The organism is Thermoactinomyces sp. CICC 10523 (genome assembly GCF_016055105.1).
Classification (GTDB): domain Bacteria; phylum Bacillota; class Bacilli; order Thermoactinomycetales; family Thermoactinomycetaceae; genus Thermoactinomyces_A; species Thermoactinomyces_A daqus.
This window is the reverse complement of record NZ_JAECVX010000014.1, coordinates 62,328-81,423: the sequence shown is the minus strand read 5'-3', so window position 1 is coordinate 81,423 and position 19,096 is coordinate 62,328. Positions and strand designations below refer to the sequence as shown.

Genomic DNA, 19,096 nt, shown 5'->3' with positions numbered 1-19,096 from the left:
GAGTGGAGTTTACGGGGAACCTTCAAAGGCTAAATGAGGCACCGGGGTGGGTCAATTTTAAACCGGCTGAAGTGGGTCAATTTAATCCCGGCGTTGACACCTTTTGCGTTTCACAATTTCGACGGGTGGAATCTTCCGCCAATCTTGGATCATTCTCAGGGTTTCTTGTTTATACCAACGATCACTTCCCCCTCATGATATATTTCTACTACATAACCTAACTCTGGAGAAAAGATCCATGTATCAAAGCTAACAGCAGTCACATCATCAATGACGCTAAAAACCTTTTTTAAATCTGACTGAATGATTGGTAAAGTTACCGCATCCCAAATGATATAAATTTTCGTCTTGAGATTTTCGTAATGCTTTTCCAGAAAAGCAAAAATATCATTAACAGTATTCACCTTTTCTCTCTTACTAATTTGATCCCAATCAATGCGCCCCCATTCAGTTAATGAAAACGAACCCTCAAAAATATTGAGTATTTTACTTTTTTCATCATTCGTTAAAATGTTGCTGTCTTCACCCAAGGATTCAATACATTCATCAAGTAAAGTCAACTCGCTCACCCTTTTATCTATTGAATTGCATTAAATAAATCCTCATTAACTTTTCCATATCCTTCGCTAGAACAATGAGGAAAGGCTGCTTCTTACTCTGGAGACGGTTTGGGAGATATGGAGTTTTCGTAATCCTTCTTGTACCCGGTCCCACAAAGATCGAAGCAACCTGAATGATAGCATATCCAAGCCAATGCGCTCTGCTTTTCGCATTTCCATGGACGACATCCCGATTCCATGACTCAGAAAGTGCTTGCTTAATCGCTTTTTTTGACTGCACGGGGTGTGACAGCGACCCCAGGTTTTATATTAGCCGTGAACAGTGGTTTGTTTTGCTTTATTCCACAGATTTTTACAGGTAGTGGTAAAACCGATCCCAAAGACCGGGTTTGGTGTTCTTGAATGGAGTCGGAGTCATCGACGTTTCGTTCGTTGGCTCTGGTTCTTGTTGAACTTTTTCAAGAGGGAACAGATATATAAAAAAATCACATTTCAAACTCACGCCATTTTTGATCTGGATTTAATTTTCCGTCATGATCATAGAAGTACTTGATCGCCTTAAGCATATAATCCCAAGATACACAAACCTTTTCCGGCATAATCGATAATTGGGAAATGGTGATACAGTATTCTTTTTCTTCCGACCTTGTTTGATCAACCAATTCAAAATAAGTATCAGAAGGATACAGCCCTTCAATCCCCTCTTCATCCTCTTCTTCAAAAAGCGGATCTGTCAACTCATACCAATAATTCACATAGTAAATATTCTGGCCATCAACCAAATTTCCACCGTGAACAACGATTTCCCCTTTTGCTTTCCGCCGTAGTAACACCATCGAGATGCTTTTCCCGTCCATCTGTTTCAAATATTTTTGAACAAGTTCCCAGTCAGGATTTTCAATATAAGGATCGCGATTTATTTTCAACAGCCACTTAGTCATTTTTCTATTTTCGATGCCTTTCTTGGCCCTTTCGTATATTGTTTTCGTTGGACAATCTCATCTTTTTTCGTCTTCTCCAAAAGACTTAAAAAGCTAAAGATACTCTCCAAATTACGATCAGTAACAAAATAAGACTGAATCCTGAAAACCAAATGGAGCGATTCTTGAACACAGGGCTGTTTCTCAACCACTCATCGATTCCAAAGAAAAGAAGCGAAATCAGGATTGGAGCAAACCAAGGTGCAGGCAGCATCATATCCTTGACAGCTTCCTTCAATGAACGGACACGATAATCAGTAAAACTGACAGCCAGAATCAGGATTCCCAAAATCCCAAAAACTACATGGGCAATTCCTCTGGCCGTTAACCGATTCCCGTTCAATTTTTCTGAAATCAATTCACTGAAAACCGAAGAGAGAACACCAAAGGTTAAGACTACCAGATAAATAAACATCCCATAAACAAGAATATTTCCACTCGCATTTTTGAGTAAAGGCCCCTGATATGCACCATCTTTCATATCAAGGTAAGTCATGACTAGTCCGTAAACGGTTGCTGATATTAAAGATGTGATAGATGCAGCAACCAATTTTCGTTTTATCAACTACCTGTCCCCCCATCTAATTGTTCCTTCAACCAGGGGCAAAGTATATTACATTTTTTCTATCTGTATGGCCGTTTTCCAAGTTATCTCGGACCCCGAAATCATCTTCTTTACTGTCTAATTATAATAATTTATAATATTTCCCACATAGTAATAGGAGGCGGGATAATGCAAATTTCGCTAGCACAAGCAGTAGCATTAAGAAACATCCTAGCTCGCAAGATTCAGGAACTTATTAATGAACGGTCTCAAGTGGCTATCATTTCTGTTCCAAAAGGCGAACAATTTGAACGCCCCAATAAAACCATCGAATCATTAACAGAAGAAATCAATGAGGTTCGCTCTCATTTTCGTCAACTGGACGTTGCGATGGCTACAGCCAACTTAAATCATACAATCCATTGGGATGATCAGGATATAACCATCATGGAAGCAATTGAATTAGCCAAGCAAATGCGGGGAGAGCTTCAGGAGCTAAAGAGATTTGGTTCCCGGAAAAAGCAGGAGTATTCTTCTCACTATGGAGAAGTCGTAATGGTTGAACACGCTTTGTATGATCCAGCCGAATATCAAGAAAAGGCGAAGAAGCTGGAACGTAAGGTTAACCGCCTATCATACTTAATTGAGGCAGAAAATCACCAAGTGAATTTTGATTTTCCCCCAGCAACTATTTATTTAGGTGAATGAGACCTGCGTACGGTCTCGGTAAGAAAAGAGGTGAAAACATTGTCTCTTTTTTTACCAAGACCGTAGGCAGTTATCTCCTATGGTTCAGAAGAATTGTGGACACCGCTTTCTCTGAGCGTATCAGTAGAATGAAATTATTATGATGAAATGTTCGGAAACGGATAACAGATAACTGGTTACAAAGTTACATGTTACAGATAACGGACGTTGGTTCTTAACATGGAAATTATTCATTTGTCCCGTTCTTCGGTAAAAACAGGTGTTTCTTGGAGCACCTGTTTTTATTTTGCTTGACGGTCGCTACCTCTGGGCCAAAGGGATTACCAAAGAATCCCCTGAAATCTCAAAAGGCCACCTTTTCCTTTTTCTTAAAGACTTAATCCGCAATATGGATCATAATTCCCTACCACTCTGGAAGCAGTGACAGTCTAACGAAAGCTAACAAAATCCTGAAAAACTGTGGGACGATCTCTACCTCTAACCCTAAAATCAACGTCAATAGCCACCTAAAATAAAAAACCATCCTGTACAGGATGGGATTTCTAAACAGTATTTTTAGTTATGAGCTCTTAACATACCTTCACCAGCACAAAAATCATCTAACCAACTACAAGACATTTCGATGTTCACATACCCTACGGGTACATGCTTGTTTTTCCAGTCTATGCTTAAGTTTACGTACCCTTTGAATAAGGTTTTCCCACCCGAATAAATGTGTACCCAAACTGGTTGCTTTCCAAGAGAAGATACATCTGCATCAAGCACTTGACCTTTGTATACATACACTCTGGATGCATCTGACAAAGGCGCGGAATTGTCTGACATAGAATCTACATAAATATGGCGGCTTGTTTGCGCAGCTGCGAAAGTTTGAGTACTAAAACTTACTACAGCCACAATTGTGAAGAGACCCATCAAAAATCGTTTTAACATCAAATCTCCTCCTTTGAGCAACCTTTAGGTTGTTTTCACACCAACTAGTCAGTGTATTTAAACCGACTGGTTGGTGTATCTTTATTTTAAACATTTTCCATGTTATAATCAATATGTTAATTAAAAAATTTCTGAAAATAGGGGATATTTCATGAAACAACAAGAGATGACAGAACGTACCATTCAAAAGCTGGTAGACGCAGGAATTGTTTTGTTTGCCAAATATGGGTACAGCAACACCAGTGTCGATCAGATTGTAAAGGAAGCAGGACTTTCCAAAGGCGCATTCTACGCTCATTTTGCAACCAAAGAGGATTTCTTGATGAAGGTTCTCCGGGATGGGATTAGCTTTTATTTTGAGGATTTGCGGGAGCTTTTGACCCAAGAAAACCGCGACCTGGTTGATGATTTTGTAAAGTTTTCCACTGATATGGTGGTCAAGACATACGAAAAGGGTTTTTCCGCCGTTCTCCTTCATTCAGCCATGACGTGTCAATACTTGCCTCAAGTTCAACAAGAATTGGCCAAACAGATGGAAGAGTGGCGACAGGACCTTACGCAGTTTATTGAAGCCATGAGAAAAGAGGGGCTTATTGGCAGTCCGCTTGATGCAAGAACCTTGGCGACCGCTGCAATGGCTCTGTTTAACGGATATAACATGCAGCATTACATCGATGACCGAATTGATATTATGGGAACCATTAAAGTATTTTACGAGATGTTGCAAATTCGATCGCCTAAATAATGGCCGGTATCCGTTTTTCAGTGCAAAAGCTAATGAAAAAGCTGCCCTTTTGTCGGGGGCAGCTTTTACTATTCCAGTCAATATTCTTCTATCTCTTTTTCTTCGCCTCAAGACAAGAAAACCTCCGCTGAATGAATCAGTGGAGGTTTCAGACTGAAGAAAAACCCTTCGATTAATCATTTTCATTCGCAGGGTTTTTATATGGCTTTATGATCATTTTGATTTATCGTTTTGTTTATCCGACCATACTCGATAACCAGCGCGGTCATTTGACAGCTTTGTCATTACCTTTAACCACGCATTTTGGTAATCCTCTCCAAGATCAGTAAACACTTTTTTCATTTGCCCTCTTTGCACCTGACTAAGTTTTTTTTCCAGTTTTTCACCTTCTTTTGTCAGAATCAGTTGTTTAATGCGGCGGTCCTGATCAGAGGACTTGGTTGTGATCAGTCCTTTTTTAATCAGTTGACGCAAGGGGTTATTAAGAGCTTGCTTGCTTATTTCCAACAGCGATAGTAATTCATTGACACTTAATCCAGGAAATCGGGCGACAAAAAACATAATGCGATGATGTAAGCGTTGGATTCCATATTCTTTTATGATTTCATCAGGTTTTTCCGTAAAAGTTTTGTAAGCGAAATAAAACATGACTAAGACTTGATTTAATTGCTCTTCTTGATTTTTATCCATTTCATTTCCTTCCTTCTAAGTGAATAACAATACATCCCAATATAAGTCAATATACTTGACCTTTTTTGGATAGTGATGTATTCTGTAATAGGTCAATGTGATTGACCTATTTTGCGACAGTGCTATAAGTGTTTATTTCTATTATAACCATCGTTTATCGAGAGGGATGAGATAGATGAGCAAAAAAATAACGGTTGGCGATTACTTACTTCTTCGGCTTAAAGAGATGGGCGTCCGGCATGTCTTTGGTGTGCCCGGTGATTATAATCTCGGATTTCTCGATCAAATTGTTAATATGGAAGGTTTGGAATGGATCGGGAATTGTAATGAGTTAAATGCAGCGTATGCTGCAGACGGATATGCACGGGTGAATAACATCGCTGCCCTTGTGACCACATTTGGTGTCGGCGAGCTGAGTGCGATCAACGGGATCGCCGGATCTTATGCTGAACAAGTCCCTGTGGTCAAAATTACCGGTACGCCGTCGACGAAAGTGATGAAAAAGGGTGCATTGGTTCATCACACGTTGGGCGATGGCGATTTTACGCATTTTATGAATATGTTCAAAGAGGTTACTGTTGCCCAAACCATGTTGACCGAAGAGAATGCAGCTGAAGAAATCGACCGTGTTCTCCGTGAATGCTGGCTGCAAAAAAGACCGGTTCACATCAATATCCCAGCGGATATAAGCTATAAAGAAATTGATGCACCACAAACTTCTCTCGCCTTACCTGAACCTGTGAGCGACCCTACACAATTAAATAAATTTGTACAAAAAGCGGCAGAAGAGCTCAATAAAGCAAATTCACCGTTTATTTTAGCTGATTATGAAGTGAATCGTTACCGCTTATATGATCAATTGCGCACATTTGTAGAAGCATCCGGATATCCCATAGCGTCCTTTAGTATGGGGAAAGGGGTAATCGATGAAACTCACCCTCAGTTCATTGGAGTTCATACAGGACAATTAAGTGAGGACTTTTTAAAACAATGCATTCAAGAGAGTGACTGCTTTATTTTAATTGGTGTTAAGCTGACAGACTCAATTACAGGCGGCTTCCGTTTTATTCACGATCTTGAGAAGACCAACATTATTGAAATCCATCCTTCGTATGCTCGAATCAATAATGAAGTGTTCCAAGCCGTTTCTATGCGCGAAGCATTAGAACAATTAACGGAACACGTTCAACATCGGACATGGAATTTGAATCCTCGTCCAGCAGGCAATGGAAGCCCGTTTATTCCGTCATCAGAATCAATTACCCAAGAACGCTTCTGGCAACGGCTTGCATCGTTTTTCAAACCGGGCGATGTACTCTTGGCGGAACAAGGAACCTCATTCTTCGCCGCGTCTACTGTCAAGCTTCCGGAAAAAACAACGTTTGTAGGGCAACCGCTTTGGGGTTCCATCGGTTATACATTGCCAGCACTGCTCGGAACACAGCTTGCAGATCAAAATCGACGCAATATCCTGGTCATCGGGGATGGATCATTCCAACTTACTGCTCAAGAATTGTCTACGATCCTTCTTCATGACCTGAAACCGATTATTTTCTTGATCAATAATGACGGTTACACCGTTGAACGAATGATTCATGGTGCCGAGCAGAGGTATAACGATATAAACAGGTGGAATTATAGACGCATACCGGATGTGCTGGATCTAAATGGGAACAGCATCAGCTTTCAAATTAAAACTGAAGAAGAACTGGAAGAAGTGCTCTCTAAAGCTGAAAAAGCAAATAAACTGGTGTTTATCGAAGTTCATATGGGACGACTCGATTCACCAGCGTTATTAAGAGAGCTTGGAAAATTGTTTGCCGAGCAGAATAAATATTGTTAGGAGCTGATGACTCCTACCATTGTATATTACTGGTAGGAGTCAGACTGTACATCTGAATACGACGCTTCCTACGAAGCGTCGTCCAACGCATTCCATGCATCTCTTTCATATCGGCAAAAACTCGCTCAATCGTTTTTCTCCGCACTAAATCACCACATATCACCTGGAATTATGGATACAACTAAACATACACGGAAAAGGGATTTCATGAGATCGGCTCCATCCGTTTCAATTCCAATATGGATACAACTAAACTCTTGCTGTTGATGATTACCTTCAAGTTGGAGTTTAGTTTCAATTCCAATATGGATACAACTAAACCATACCACGAGAAATGCGTCAGGACATGGAGAAAATGTTTCAATTCCAATATGGATACAACTAAACCCGTGTGTGAATATCGATAATATCAATTATTTTCAGTTTATAAAAAACAAAATCAGTCTGTAAACCTCCAATCCTGCAAAATCCCCGGGAGGTTCACAGACTCTTGGATGTGCTCGGATTTTTATTGATGTTCCCCAATCACTTCTCTATTAAAACCTGTCGCTTGATTTTGGCAGGACAGCCGTACCAATCATGATGGAAGGTTTGAAAATGCGAGTCACTTTGGATTTGTCAGAAATGGTAGCAACACAGACGAGACAAAGAAAATCAGAGATTTAACTTTCATCCTTGATATCATCGATCAAATCATATTTCATATGATTCATAATGTGATCGATCATGTGAAGAACATCCCATATCGGAGCGTTTATGATTTTGAGTGGTCTCCGGATGGGATGGTACACAACTGGTGATCAAATCGGATCATGAAGTGACCCTAAATCCCCATATTCGATGTCGGATTGTTCTCGGTCTTCTTGAGGTCATCAATGTAGCCACGGAACACTTGCAACGATTTATGCCGGGTGTGTTCCATAATGTCACGCTCGTGATGCCCCAAGGCATAGGTTGTCGTGATAAACCCTCTCCTCATACTATGTCCGGCAAAATCCTCTTCGTCAAACCCGGCCTTTTTGGCAACCCGCTTGATCGTGTCTTTAATCCCTTGCGGACTCAAGCGATGGGGCCATACTTCTTTTCGCGAAGTGTCTATCCGGCGAAAGACGGCTCCATTTCGGATGCCTGCCGCCTTTAACCAGCGCCGCAAATTTCTGATGGGACAGGTTTCGTTACTTTGCCCGTATTGAATCAGAATCCGCTCCCCCTTCTTGGTCTGGTCCGTCTTGGATTGACGAATGGTAATCCACAACCCGTTACCGGTTTCCTCCAAATCTTCCACGTCCAGAGCAGACAACTCTGAACGACGGAAAGCTCCTGCATAACCCAAGGTCAAAATCGCCTTGTCCCGAATCCCCTGCAAGTCATTGGGGATCTCCCTGCAAATCGCAGTGACGATCTCGGCGGTCAGGGGGCGTTTTTTCGTCACCCTCTCTCCTTCTTTTCGCAGAATCCCTTTCCAGGTCTCTCTCACCGCAACCGAATCAGCTGGATTGAGCATTTCCTGAAAAGAAATCCCTTTCTCCTTTGCCTGGCTACGTTGAACTGACATCCACAAGTCATGGAACTTTCGAATGGTGATGATGCGTCTCCGGATAGTTGAAGTCTTTCGTTTCTTTCCTGTTTCATCAGCCGTGCCTTTTGCCAGTTCGGAGAGATAATTGGCCACCGTTTCCGGTTCGGCCGGAAGATGTCGAAGATTCCGTTTTTGGCAGTACTCCTCAAAATGCCTCCAATCGGATAAGTACGATTTGCGGGTGTTGTGAGCCATTGCATGCTCAATGTATTCCATCGCAGCATCATTCAGTGTGACCATTTCCCGCGTTAATGCATTGTCGTGCCGGGGTACGATGAGGGAGTGATAATGTTCGTCGGCCATCTCTCTCTCTCCTTTTTCTCTCTTTTTCAGTACCAACGATAACCTTATATTATCGTTGATACTATAGAATGTAAAGTATAGTAATTTGATTTGTTTTATTATATTTAAGGAAAGGAGTCAAATGGGAATATTATGCAAATCCGTCCGCTTCATTTTTTGGCATTCATCTTTCTGCTGTAAGGAATATTCTATGATTGCATTTAATGATTACGGTGATCCCCCCTGGGAATTCATGAGATGACTTTGCTCAGTCAAAAGAATCGGTTCTTGATCAAGGTGAGTTATGAATTACAGGACGCAGAGTGACAACTCACCTTGGTAAACTGATTGCAACAGTCGGTTCCCTGCTTATGTATTCCGGTGCCAGCATGGAGCGGATTCGACAAGGCTTGAAATCCTTGGATGTGGAGTTGATGCTGGCTTTTGCCTTCCTTGGTGCTGCGATGGTTCAACAAAAATATACCGGTGAGCAGGATACTATTAGCCGCCAAAGAAAAACCGGCAGGATAAATGCAAGGCCCGGGTAACCCTCTGACCACAGACGGAACCCAGGCTTTTTACTTCACTTACCACTAATTTAACGGGGCTGATTCATATCTTCATATGATCCGTTTTTTCTTAAACGAATCTTCTTTGTTTCGTCCTGTTTTCGTGTAAAGGTCAATATTTTTTCAATCGTTTTGGCTCGTCTCTTTTTCACATCATCATAAGAAAACGCATGACTTTCCATCCCTTTCGGTGCGTGTAGGCATCGCGACGGCGGTCATGATCCTTGCGGTTTTCATGGTATTTCTTTCCGTCCAGTTCGATGACGAGTTTATAATCCGGCAAGGCGAAATCGGCCCAATAAGAACCGATTGGATATTGCGGAATAATCTTTCCCTTGTAGCTAGTACGAATATCATATTACAGCCATCGCTCCAAAATGCTGTCTGTCATAAACATATTTTTATCGAGCGCGGGGAAGTGCCCCCATGCGATTTGCTCAATGATAAACCGGATCGCCAAGAAAGGCGAACAAATCCATCTTATTATTTGTTTAACAGACTTCTTAGACTCAATGTATTTTCGTCTGACACGCCAATATGTTTTCTTAATGGCCGACCGCCAAATTCCTGCCTTATTCCGCAAATTCTTTCGCTTTTCCATAAGAAAAACCCCTCTCTATTTCAGAATACTAAAAAAATAGTAATTTCAAGAATCGCTTGCTAAATATTTTTAAAAGGAATTTTGATTCAGCGGAATGAGAATGAAGTGTCGGTTTAACCAAATTGCGTGAAAAGCGAATATGTGTATTAAAAAACAGCATCCCCTTAAGGAGGATGCCGGAAGAAAGTTTCTTCCATGTTTGGTCTTCTTACATGCCAGATTTATATATTCTCAAAACAGCATTGCGGGCATCTCCTGTTTCAGCTCGAAATCTCCCGAATACTCTTGCCAGTCTCCATCAATTCGTGTAATTTAATCACAGCAGTCCCACTCCCTGACTAACCCCATTTCAAAAAATTCAGACGAGCGATGATTTGAAGGGAATCGGGCTTATCTATTGACCACTGCTTCTTCCAATGTAAATGCAACAACTCGCACAATGATTCGCTTGACATAAAGATAGCGAACCAAGGCTTATTGTCCATTTCATGAGAGGGGACGGAGCAATGGAAAAATCAAGCAAACAGATAGACGAATGCCCAGGTTGCGGGCTCAAGCTGCCCAATCAACATTTTGAACTGACCCACAGTTACAATGCAACAAGTGAATGCTATCAAAAATACACTGAACTTACCTATTATACACTTAGCAAGCAAGACATCAATTTCATTCATCAACATGCTGTCGATGCATACGCTGCTCAGCATTCCGGAAATGAAATGAAAAATATCACCACTGCTTTTGCGTTAATTGGATTGTATTATGCCATTGAACATGGTTACAGCGGAAAACTAGTACAGCTTTGCAACCTCCAGATAAATCATCCTTTTCGCTAACTGTTTGTGATGTTTTGAAAGAAAAACCGGGAGAAATTCGAGATGTAATGCTTCGAAAATGGATGCATGATGTCTGGGAAAGTTGGAAATATCAACAGAATTGGGTAAAAGACATCTGCCGTACTCTCTTGAAATAAAGGTTTCTGTTCATAAAAACTGTTTTTTAAAGCATTGATGGATTGCGATCAGACTTTCATTTGAAGTATAGCGAAAACAGTCATAAATTGCAGGAGGCAGAAATGATATCGAGCTATTGCGAGCGCTTGCGAAATACTTGCCGTTGAAACCGGTCTTGAGTCTTCCCAAGCAAAGCAAGCTACGCTTCGTCGTATTCCAACCGCCCATCATGCCAAGAATAAAGAGGAACATACAATCATTTATATAAATCCAAAAATCAATATTGAAGGGAAAACAAAATAAAATTCAATACTTATCAAGATTGATTTTGAAATATAAAATAGACTATGCATTTTCATAGAGAGATCTGGAGCTTCACCTAAATAAATCCAAAAGGGGGCATGTATTTTGTCGCAGGAAAATCCGGCAATAACGGAAATGGATTCGGAACAAAAAAAGAAGAAAGTTCCCGCCGACTCCTCACAACCTTTGTGGAAGACGCTTGTGATCTTCTTAATCCCGTTAGTATTCAGTAATGTTTTACAATCTTTGGGCGGCACGGTCAGTTCGGTTCTCATCGGCCAAAAAATCGGGGAGGATGCTTTGGCAGCGGCCAGCGCAGTATTTCCGCTCACTTTTTTTCTCATCTCTTTTGTGATCGGATTGGGGAGTGCAAGCTCGGTTCTCATCGGTCAGGCCTTCGGCAGCAAAAATATCGAGAGGATGAAGGCAACAGTAGGAACCTCTCTTTCGTTCAGCTTCTTGCTGGGGATCTTATCTTTGACAATCGGGCTTGTTTTTTCAGACCAATTGCTGAACCTGATCGGTATTCCCGAAGAGATCAAATCAGATTCGGAAAAATATATGCAGATGCTGTTTGCAGGATTGCCCATGCTGTTTCTCTATGTGATTTACACCACCTTGTTGCGCGGTACGGGCGATTCCAAAACGCCTTTCTACTTTCTCGTCATCAGCACAGGGTTGACGATTTTGCTCACCCCCTTATTCCTGTTCGGGTGGGGTGTGCCGGAGATGGGATTGGAAGGAGCAGCTCTAGCGCAAATCTTGGCCAGTTTCATTACATTCATCATTTTGATCCTCTACCTGCTTAAAACCCGCCATCCACTCGCACTGGATAAAACCACGCTGAAGAAGCTGAAACTTGATCCGCAGATTTTACGCCTGATGATCAAGATCGGTTTGCCGACGAGTATCCAGATGATTGTCATTTCGTTATCAGAGATCGCCATTGTCACTTTTGTGAACCATTTCGGTGCACAAGCAACAGCCGCTTACGGCGCTATTAATCAGGTGATCAACTATGTGCAGATCCCGGCCATGAGCCTGGCAATTGCCATCGGTATTTTCGGGGCCCAGATGATCGGTGCCAATCAACAAGATCGCCTGGGAGAATTGGTGAAAACGACTGTCAGTCTCAACTATTTGATCGGGATTGTTTTGTCGGGATTGATCTATATATTCAGCCGGCAGATTTTTTCTTTGTTTTTAACCGACCCGTCTACCATCACTGTAGCGCAAAAGTCATTGTACCTCACTTTATGGGCCTTTATCCTCCTCGGGCATGTGATCATTTTGTCCGGTTTGATGCGTTCGAGCGGAACGGTTTTCTGGCCCACATCGCTGATTATTTTATCTGTCATTCTTGCGGAAATCCCTGCAGCCTACATTTTTTCGCGGACAGTGGGATTGTATGGGGTCTGGCTCGCCTATCCCGTTTCATTCACCGTTGCTCTGATCGGACAATATGTGTACTATCACAGGTTCTGGAAACGCAAAACACACCAGCGTTTCTTTGACAGACCTGAGGAATCGGGAACGTAACCCGACAGCAGCCCGTCCAACCGGATGGGCTGCTTTTTTCATGGTAAGATCGCCGGATTTTTTAAAATAATCAGGACAATTTCTTTCTTTTATCGTTTATAATGATGTTGTAAGCGTTTTATGCAACCGCTTGCACAAAATCTCTACTGCATCTGAGGTGTTTACACATGCGTTTTACCCGTTTCCTCACCTGTTCCCTGCTCTTGCTGTTGATTTTGCCTCTTTCTTTTTCACCTCCGGTTGCCAAGGCTGCGTCCAACGACAACAATGTCGAATGGGACGGATTGTTTCATGACCAGGGCCCTCTTTTCGACCTTGCGCCCGAGCCCACCTCCACCCAGAGTGTCACGCTGAAGCTGCGTACCTTCAAAGGCGATATCACCAGCGCCAATATCAAATATTGGGATACAGCGGACAATGCATTTCACTGGATCCCGATGGTCTGGGATTCCAATGATCCGACCGGAACTTTCGATTACTGGAGAGGAACGATCCCTGCCAGCTCTTCCATCAAGTATTACCGTTTTCAGATCAATGATGGTTCCAGCACTGTATGGTACAATGCCTACGGCCCTTCTTCCAGCGAACCCAGTTCCGGTGACTTTTTCATTATCCCCGACTTCAAGACACCGGATTGGCTGAAAAACGGGGTTATGTACCAGATCTTCCCCGATCGTTTCTACAATGGAAATCCTTCCAATGATGTGCAAACCGGTGAATACACCTACAATGGCACCCCCACCGAAAAAAAGGCTTGGGGAAACAGTGTTTACGCAGATCCCGGCTATAATAACAGCCTGGTCTTCTTCGGCGGGGACCTCGAGGGAATCGACCAAAAACTGGGATATATCAAGAATACAGTGGGAGCGAATATCCTTTATCTCAATCCCATCTTCAAGGCTCCGACCAACCACAAATACGACACGCAAGATTATATGACGGTCGATCCGGCATTCGGCACCAATTCCACTTTGCAAACGCTGGCCAGCCACATCCACAGCTCGGCAAACGGGCCAAAAGGCTATTTGATTCTTGATGGCGTTTTCAATCATACGGGAGACAGCCATCCCTGGTTTGACAAATACAACAACTTCAGCACGCAAGGCGCATACGAGTCCAAATCAAGTCCGTGGTTTAATTATTACACATTTACCGCCTGGCCCAATTCCTACGCTTCTTTCCTGGGTTTCAGCAGTTTGCCCAAGTTGAATTACGGCCAAAGCGGTTCGGCGGTTCGGGGGATCATCTACAACAACACCGATTCAATCGCCAAAAGTTATCTGAACTCTCCTTACTCCATTGACGGCTGGCGTTTGGATGCCGCTCAATATGTGGATGCCAACGGAAATAACGGAAGCGATGCAACCAATCACCAGATTTGGAGCGAATTCCGCAATGCCGTGAAAGGAGTAAACAGAAACGCAGCCATCATTGGAGAATATTGGGGAAACGCCAATCCCTGGACAGCGCAGGGAAACCAATGGGATGCAGCCACCAATTTTGATGGTTTCACTCAACCCGTTTCCGAATGGATCACCGGAAAAGATTATCAAAATAATCCCGCTTCGCTCAGCACTTCGCAGTTTGACAGTTGGTTAAGAGGAACGCGGGCTAACTATCCGACAAATGTCCAGCAATCGATGATGAATTTCCTTTCCAACCATGATATTCCCCGTTTTGGCACGCGGGCAGAAGGCGACATATGGAAAACCTACCTGGCCCTGTTCTTCCAAATGACATATGTCGGCACTCCGACGATTTATTATGGCGATGAATACGGGATGCAAGGCGGGGCCGACCCGGACAACCGGCGTACCTTTGACTGGTCCCAGGGCACGTCCTCCAACAGCGCCGTCGCCCTTACGCGGAAGCTCATTTCCATCCGCAATGAGTATCCTGCGCTCCGTACCGGTTCCTTTATGACCTTGCTGACAGATGATCCAAATAAAATTTACGCATATGGCCGTTTTGATGCCAAGAACCGAATTGCAGTCGTCCTCAATAACGATACCGTCAGCCACACGGTTACAGTCCCCGTCTGGCAGCTCAGCATGACCAACGGCAGCACGGTCACGGACAAAATCAGCGGCAAAACTTATACAGTGCAAAATGGTACCGTCACCATCACGATAAATGGACACTACGGCGCGATTTTAGCCCAGTGAGCGTGGTTTGCAGAAATGGGAGAGCACCGATTTCCGAAACAAAAGGATCGGTGCTCTTTTTTGATCAGGGGCAACATTAACATTTCATATACATAATATTCAATCCCATTTACCATGATAAACAAACTTGGCAACGAGAAAGATGTGCGAAACCTTTCCGGCCGGTTTTTTCAATCACTTTTTCTATAGATATTGTGCTGATCACAACTAACAACCACCCATACCATAGTTTCAATTTCTTAATATATTACAAAATCCAAAGAAAGGATTATAGCGATGAGAATACTACTCGCTACGTTCTGGGCGGTTCCGCATTTGGGTGGAGTATGGAACTATATGACTCAACTTAAAAACAAGCTTGATTCTCTGGGCCATCAGGTAGATTTACTCGGATATGGGCATGACAATAACTATATTCACATGGTTACCCAAGACCGCAAACTGGCAAAAGAGATGCTTCTGCCTTTGGTTTATTCCAAACTCAACCAACAAAATTCGCTCATTCACAGTCAAAATGAAGTTGTGAGATACACCGAACTTCAACGTTACTGTTATCAGATCGCCGCCTTTCACTTTGGTTTGCAAAACTATGATGTCATCCATACGCAAGATGTGATTTCAACCGGATGCATCAACGGGGCGAAACCAAAAGAAGTCCCTCTTGTAGCCACTCTGCATGGTTCTGTCGCTCATGAGATGAGGTACCAGTTAAAGACCATTCATAAATCTCCCACTTCCCACCTGGCCCGAGAGTACTTTGACAAACTCGAATATATCGGAGCGACGTCCGCCGAATACACGATTGTGTCAAACAATTGGTTAAAACGAATTCTGACCAATGAATTTCTGGTTCCAGAAGGACAGGTAAAAGTGTTTCCCTATGGATACAACACAGAGGATTTCATCAGGCGAATCGGGGAGCCATGCTCGCTTCAGACTCCGGCCAACAAAAAAGTGATTCTTTATACGGGCCGGCTGGTCGAACTGAAAGGAATTCACCATCTGATTTCCGCTCTGGGCCAATTGAAACAGCTGCGGGATGATTGGGTTTGCTGGATTGTCGGGGACGGTGAAAAGAAGGCGGAGTTGCAGGTACAAAGCATGACATCGGGATTGGACAAAGACATTCTCTTTCTCGGGAAACGGGATGACGTCCCCAGTTTGTTGGCTCGTGCAGATCTCTTCGTGTTCCCCTCTCTCTTTGATAACCAGCCGTTGTCCGTGATTGAAGCACAACTCGCCGGAAAGCCCGTGATTGTAACGGATGCAGGCGGATTGCCCGAAATGGTTGAGCATGGAGTTACGAGGATCATAGTTCCGGCGGGAGATACAAATGCTTTGTGCGCGCAAATGAATTTATTGCTGGAAGACGAAGCATACCGAAAGCGACTCGGAACAAACGCAAGAAACTGAGGATTGATTCATTGGGATCAGGATAAAGAACAGAGTCTTGACAGTTTACAACAGCGCCATTTCCAATAAGCGTAAACGATGGTGATTCCTGAATTTCAGGAAAATTAGATTTTGGCTTAAGGGGTTGGGAGAATGAAATTGAAAGATTTATATGGGAAGTATGACGCAATTTTTAGTTTGGGCGATCTTTGCCTGGCGGCCCTGCAGCTCAGAAAAAACAATTTACGGCCGTATTCGGGCGTGTTGGATTGGATGGCTTCCCCTTCTTTATCTGATCAACCGCCTTTTGCGGAATCGCTTTATCGGTTTTATGGAGTTGCCCAATTTGAGAATTATCGGGTATTCCACGGGAGTGGATTCGAAAGAACCGCATATCTGCATATCAGATGATGCCTATAACATCGTTTCTTCTCATGATTTTAAAGCAGACAGAAATACGCTCACCCAATTAAACACCTATCCCGAAGTGAAAGAGAAATTGAACCGGCGGATTCAACGATTTTTGGAGAAGACCGCTACCTGTAAGCGAATTCTCTTTGTAAGGACTGAAGGTACATTGCAACAAGCTCAAGAACTTCAAACTGTTTTGTCGGGAATGGTCACCCATGATTTTCGCATTCTCCTGATCAATCATACTGATGTAAACGGCATTGTCGAGAAAAACTGGTCACTGGAAAAAGTTTGTGCATTGGAATTACCCAATAAGGAGATATGGGAAGGAAATGACCATCACTGGCGAACGATTTTATCCGGAATTCAACTTGTCTGAAAAGGAAAGGGGGGGGAAACCAATGTTTCAGGATGCAGTTATTTTAGTGACAGGCGGGACCGGTTCATGCGGAACTGAACTGGTACGCAAACTGTTGGAACTGAAGGCCAAGAAAATCATCGTTTTTTCCAGAAATGAAACGAGCCATGTACAAATGAAAAGAATGATGGAAGATCCCCGACTCAGCTTTTGCATCGGCGACATCCGGGATCGGGAAGCATTGATCAAATCCTGCAAAGGGGTCGATTATGTATTTCATCTGGCAGCACTGAAGCATGTCCCCGTTTGTGAAGAGCAACCGCTCGAGGCCCTGAAAACCAATGTCATCGGTACTCAAAACGTGATTGAGGCAGCGATCATAAACAAAGTGAAAAAGGTAATCAATATTTCGACCGACAAAGCTGCAAATCCGGTCAACTTTTACGGGATGACGAAGGCCATCGCGGAAAAACTGACCGTTTACGCCAATAAAATTTGTTCGCAAACCAAATCCATCAATGTAAGAAGTGGCAATATCCTGGGAACCAACGGGAGTGTCCTTCAGTTATTTAAAGATTAAAATTACTGATAAAAGAATGACCCGATTCTTTTTGCCTCCAAAAGATACCCCTGCTCAAAGCAGCCATCGACGGAAGAGGGGGAGAGATTTTTATTATGAACTCACCCGCATGCAGGATTCTCGACTTGGCCGAAGTCTTGATCGAAGCATCCGGAAAAAAGAATGTCCGGATTGTTGAAATCGGCGCCAGAGCAGGAGAAAAGCTCCATGAAGTTCTGGCAAAGATGGAAAATTTCAGTTCTACCGATTTTTTGATGACCAAAGAAGAAATTAAGCAAATGCTGGTAGAGAGCGGATTTCTCAAGTGAAGAAGGTGAATGGACGAAAACACTTGTGGCTGCCCGGTCATTTAAATCCGAGCAGCTTTTTTAATTTGGTCAAAAAAGCATGTTACAAAGGGGAAAAACCGTTTTTCATCCGTCTCGGGGTGGTTATTGAGGTGTTAAACCGGTCGATATCCCCAGTCTGTTCCAGGCATTAATCGTGTTGATGGCCATGATCAGAGCGACAAATTCTTTTTCATCAAAATATTTTCGTACTTCTTGATATAGATCATCCGGAACCCCTTGTTCAGAGATCAGAGTAACTGCCTCGGTCAGGGCCAAGGCTGCGCGTTCTTTTTCTGTATAACAGGGGGATTCACGCCAGGCATTCAACATATAAATCCTTTGTTCAGATTCTCCCATTTTTCGAGCGTCTTGCGTGTGCATATTCAAACAGAAAGCGCAGCCATTGATTTGCGAGGCACGGATTTTGATTAGTTCGTAAAGTTTGGGGTCCAATCCACTTTGCTTGACGAATTTCTCCAGTCCATACATGGCAGTGTAAGCTTCAGGACTTACCTCCTGGGCCTTTATTCGCATGGTCATTCTCCTTTCAAAGGATATCGGGGATAGATATTATCTATAATTATATTGAAAAAAATGACATGTTACTGGCCGATTTGAACCACTCCATCGTTTTCTTCTTACTTCTTTCGGGATCTCCGCTTCCAACATGACCAAATTGATCCGGCAGGGGGCTGAATTCAAGCAGGAAGGAATCCCATTTTCCCGACACAAAATACACTCGCTGGTGATATTTCTGCACTGGAAAATGGGTTTTGATCCTTCGATTGCAACAACGACATCCCAAAAAGAGATGGATTTCGCACTTTTGCCAGCTCAAAACCGCCTTTTGCTCCCGGGATGGAACGGATGATCTCCTCTTTGGCCAGCTTCGTGAAGATTTTGGATCAATAGGATTCAGATACACCTTGATATTTGGCTGATTCCTTGATCCCTTGATCCCGACCGGTTGGTTCACTGGTGGATTCACAAGACGAACCAAACCATGCAAGGCATATTCTACCCCAACACTGC

14 protein-coding genes and 3 pseudogenes are annotated in these 19,096 nt (G+C 43.0%); 9 read left to right on the top strand and 8 right to left on the bottom strand.

The window, feature by feature from the left end:
- Positions 1 to 155: 155 nt before the first annotated feature.
- The 3 genes from I8U19_RS15115 to I8U19_RS15105 all read right to left on the bottom strand — a co-directional run bounded on the left by I8U19_RS15115 (position 156) and on the right by I8U19_RS15105 (position 2,105).
- Positions 156 to 560 (bottom strand): CDI toxin immunity protein, encoded by a 405-nt coding sequence (locus I8U19_RS15115; protein ID WP_198056402.1) that lies wholly within the window; start codon positions 558 to 560, stop codon positions 156 to 158.
- Positions 561 to 1,045: 485 nt separating this feature from the next.
- Complete coding sequence (locus I8U19_RS15110; protein WP_181735477.1) at positions 1,046 to 1,501, bottom strand: hypothetical protein; 456 nt, start codon at positions 1,499 to 1,501, stop codon at positions 1,046 to 1,048.
- A gap of 85 nt (positions 1,502 to 1,586) precedes the next feature.
- Positions 1,587 to 2,105: a hypothetical protein gene (locus tag I8U19_RS15105; RefSeq protein WP_033102450.1), complete on the bottom strand. Its 519-nt coding sequence runs from the start codon at positions 2,103 to 2,105 to the stop codon at positions 1,587 to 1,589.
- A gap of 168 nt (positions 2,106 to 2,273) precedes the next feature.
- On the opposite strand from I8U19_RS15105, the gene I8U19_RS15100 reads away from it, so the two are divergent.
- A complete protein-coding gene (locus I8U19_RS15100; protein WP_198056401.1) occupies positions 2,274 to 2,792 on the top strand; it encodes a hypothetical protein in 519 nt (172 codons plus the stop codon).
- A 555-nt stretch (positions 2,793 to 3,347) separates the two neighbouring features.
- Here the strand turns inward: I8U19_RS15100 and I8U19_RS15095 are convergent.
- Positions 3,348 to 3,725 carry a hypothetical protein gene (locus tag I8U19_RS15095; protein ID WP_033102260.1) on the bottom strand — a complete coding sequence of 126 codons (378 nt, stop codon included), beginning with the start codon at positions 3,723 to 3,725 and terminating at the stop codon, positions 3,348 to 3,350.
- Positions 3,726 to 3,876: 151 nt separating this feature from the next.
- Between I8U19_RS15095 and I8U19_RS15090 the strand changes: the two genes are divergently transcribed.
- Positions 3,877 to 4,470: a TetR/AcrR family transcriptional regulator gene (locus I8U19_RS15090; protein WP_081944016.1), complete on the top strand. Its 594-nt coding sequence runs from the start codon at positions 3,877 to 3,879 to the stop codon at positions 4,468 to 4,470.
- A gap of 213 nt (positions 4,471 to 4,683) precedes the next feature.
- Here I8U19_RS15090 and I8U19_RS15085 read toward each other — a convergent pair whose 3' ends face one another.
- Positions 4,684 to 5,160, bottom strand: coding sequence for a MarR family winged helix-turn-helix transcriptional regulator (locus I8U19_RS15085; RefSeq protein ID WP_033102261.1), 477 nt, complete (start codon positions 5,158 to 5,160; stop codon positions 4,684 to 4,686).
- A 175-nt stretch (positions 5,161 to 5,335) separates the two neighbouring features.
- On the opposite strand from I8U19_RS15085, the gene I8U19_RS15080 reads away from it, so the two are divergent.
- Complete coding sequence (locus tag I8U19_RS15080; protein WP_198056400.1) at positions 5,336 to 7,003, top strand: alpha-keto acid decarboxylase family protein; 1,668 nt, start codon at positions 5,336 to 5,338, stop codon at positions 7,001 to 7,003.
- 823 nt (positions 7,004 to 7,826) lie between these two features.
- Here I8U19_RS15080 and I8U19_RS15070 read toward each other — a convergent pair.
- Both I8U19_RS15070 and I8U19_RS15065 read right to left on the bottom strand, forming a co-directional pair.
- The gene (locus I8U19_RS15070; protein ID WP_052154435.1) at positions 7,827 to 8,885 is read right to left on the bottom strand and encodes a site-specific integrase; all 1,059 of its coding nucleotides are present in this window, start codon (positions 8,883 to 8,885) and stop codon (positions 7,827 to 7,829) included.
- Between the two features lie 696 nt (positions 8,886 to 9,581).
- Positions 9,582 to 9,743, bottom strand: a complete 162-nt coding sequence (locus I8U19_RS15065; RefSeq protein WP_370589799.1) for an endonuclease domain-containing protein — start codon at positions 9,741 to 9,743, stop codon at positions 9,582 to 9,584.
- A gap of 779 nt (positions 9,744 to 10,522) precedes the next feature.
- Between I8U19_RS15065 and I8U19_RS15060 the strand changes: the two are divergent.
- The 6 genes and pseudogenes from I8U19_RS15060 to I8U19_RS15035 all read left to right on the top strand — a co-directional run bounded on the left by I8U19_RS15060 (position 10,523) and on the right by I8U19_RS15035 (position 18,043).
- Positions 10,523 to 11,007 (top strand): annotated as a pseudogene (locus I8U19_RS15060) (DUF5946 family protein).
- Positions 11,008 to 11,425: 418 nt separating this feature from the next.
- Complete coding sequence (locus I8U19_RS15055; protein WP_198056405.1) at positions 11,426 to 12,829, top strand: MATE family efflux transporter; 1,404 nt, start codon at positions 11,426 to 11,428, stop codon at positions 12,827 to 12,829.
- A gap of 167 nt (positions 12,830 to 12,996) precedes the next feature.
- A complete protein-coding gene (locus I8U19_RS15050; RefSeq protein WP_198056399.1) occupies positions 12,997 to 14,994 on the top strand; it encodes a glycoside hydrolase family 13 protein in 1,998 nt (665 codons plus the stop codon).
- A 276-nt stretch (positions 14,995 to 15,270) separates the two neighbouring features.
- Positions 15,271 to 16,407 (top strand): glycosyltransferase family 4 protein, encoded by a 1,137-nt coding sequence (locus I8U19_RS15045; protein ID WP_198056398.1) that lies wholly within the window; start codon positions 15,271 to 15,273, stop codon positions 16,405 to 16,407.
- Positions 16,408 to 16,539: 132 nt separating this feature from the next.
- Positions 16,540 to 17,176: pseudogene (locus I8U19_RS15040) on the top strand (DUF1796 family putative cysteine peptidase).
- A gap of 22 nt (positions 17,177 to 17,198) precedes the next feature.
- Positions 17,199 to 18,043: pseudogene (locus tag I8U19_RS15035) on the top strand (polysaccharide biosynthesis protein).
- 123 nt (positions 18,044 to 18,166) lie between these two features.
- Here I8U19_RS15035 and I8U19_RS15030 read toward each other — a convergent pair.
- A complete protein-coding gene (locus tag I8U19_RS15030) occupies positions 18,167 to 18,604 on the bottom strand; it encodes a carboxymuconolactone decarboxylase family protein (protein WP_198056397.1) in 438 nt (145 codons plus the stop codon).
- Positions 18,605 to 19,096: the final 492 nt, after the last annotated feature.

Bases quoted from the DNA above. Each gene is read 5' to 3' on its own strand.
- I8U19_RS15050 (WP_198056399.1), top strand. From the start codon at position 12,997: ATGCGTTTTACCCGTTTCCTCACCTGTTCCCTGCTCTTGCTGTTGATT.
- I8U19_RS15055 (WP_198056405.1), top strand. From the start codon at position 11,426: ATGGATTCGGAACAAAAAAAGAAGAAAGTTCCCGCCGACTCCTCACAA.
- I8U19_RS15110 (WP_181735477.1), bottom strand. From the start codon at position 1,501: ATGACTAAGTGGCTGTTGAAAATAAATCGCGATCCTTATATTGAAAAT.
- I8U19_RS15070 (WP_052154435.1), bottom strand. From the start codon at position 8,885: ATGGCCGACGAACATTATCACTCCCTCATCGTACCCCGGCACGACAAT.
- I8U19_RS15030 (WP_198056397.1), bottom strand. From the start codon at position 18,604: ATGACCATGCGAATAAAGGCCCAGGAGGTAAGTCCTGAAGCTTACACT.
- I8U19_RS15045 (WP_198056398.1), top strand. From the start codon at position 15,271: ATGAGAATACTACTCGCTACGTTCTGGGCGGTTCCGCATTTGGGTGGA.
- I8U19_RS15080 (WP_198056400.1), top strand. From the start codon at position 5,336: ATGAGCAAAAAAATAACGGTTGGCGATTACTTACTTCTTCGGCTTAAA.
- I8U19_RS15100 (WP_198056401.1), top strand. From the start codon at position 2,274: ATGCAAATTTCGCTAGCACAAGCAGTAGCATTAAGAAACATCCTAGCT.
- I8U19_RS15085 (WP_033102261.1), bottom strand. From the start codon at position 5,160: ATGGATAAAAATCAAGAAGAGCAATTAAATCAAGTCTTAGTCATGTTT.
- I8U19_RS15090 (WP_081944016.1), top strand. From the start codon at position 3,877: ATGAAACAACAAGAGATGACAGAACGTACCATTCAAAAGCTGGTAGAC.
- I8U19_RS15095 (WP_033102260.1), bottom strand. From the start codon at position 3,725: ATGTTAAAACGATTTTTGATGGGTCTCTTCACAATTGTGGCTGTAGTA.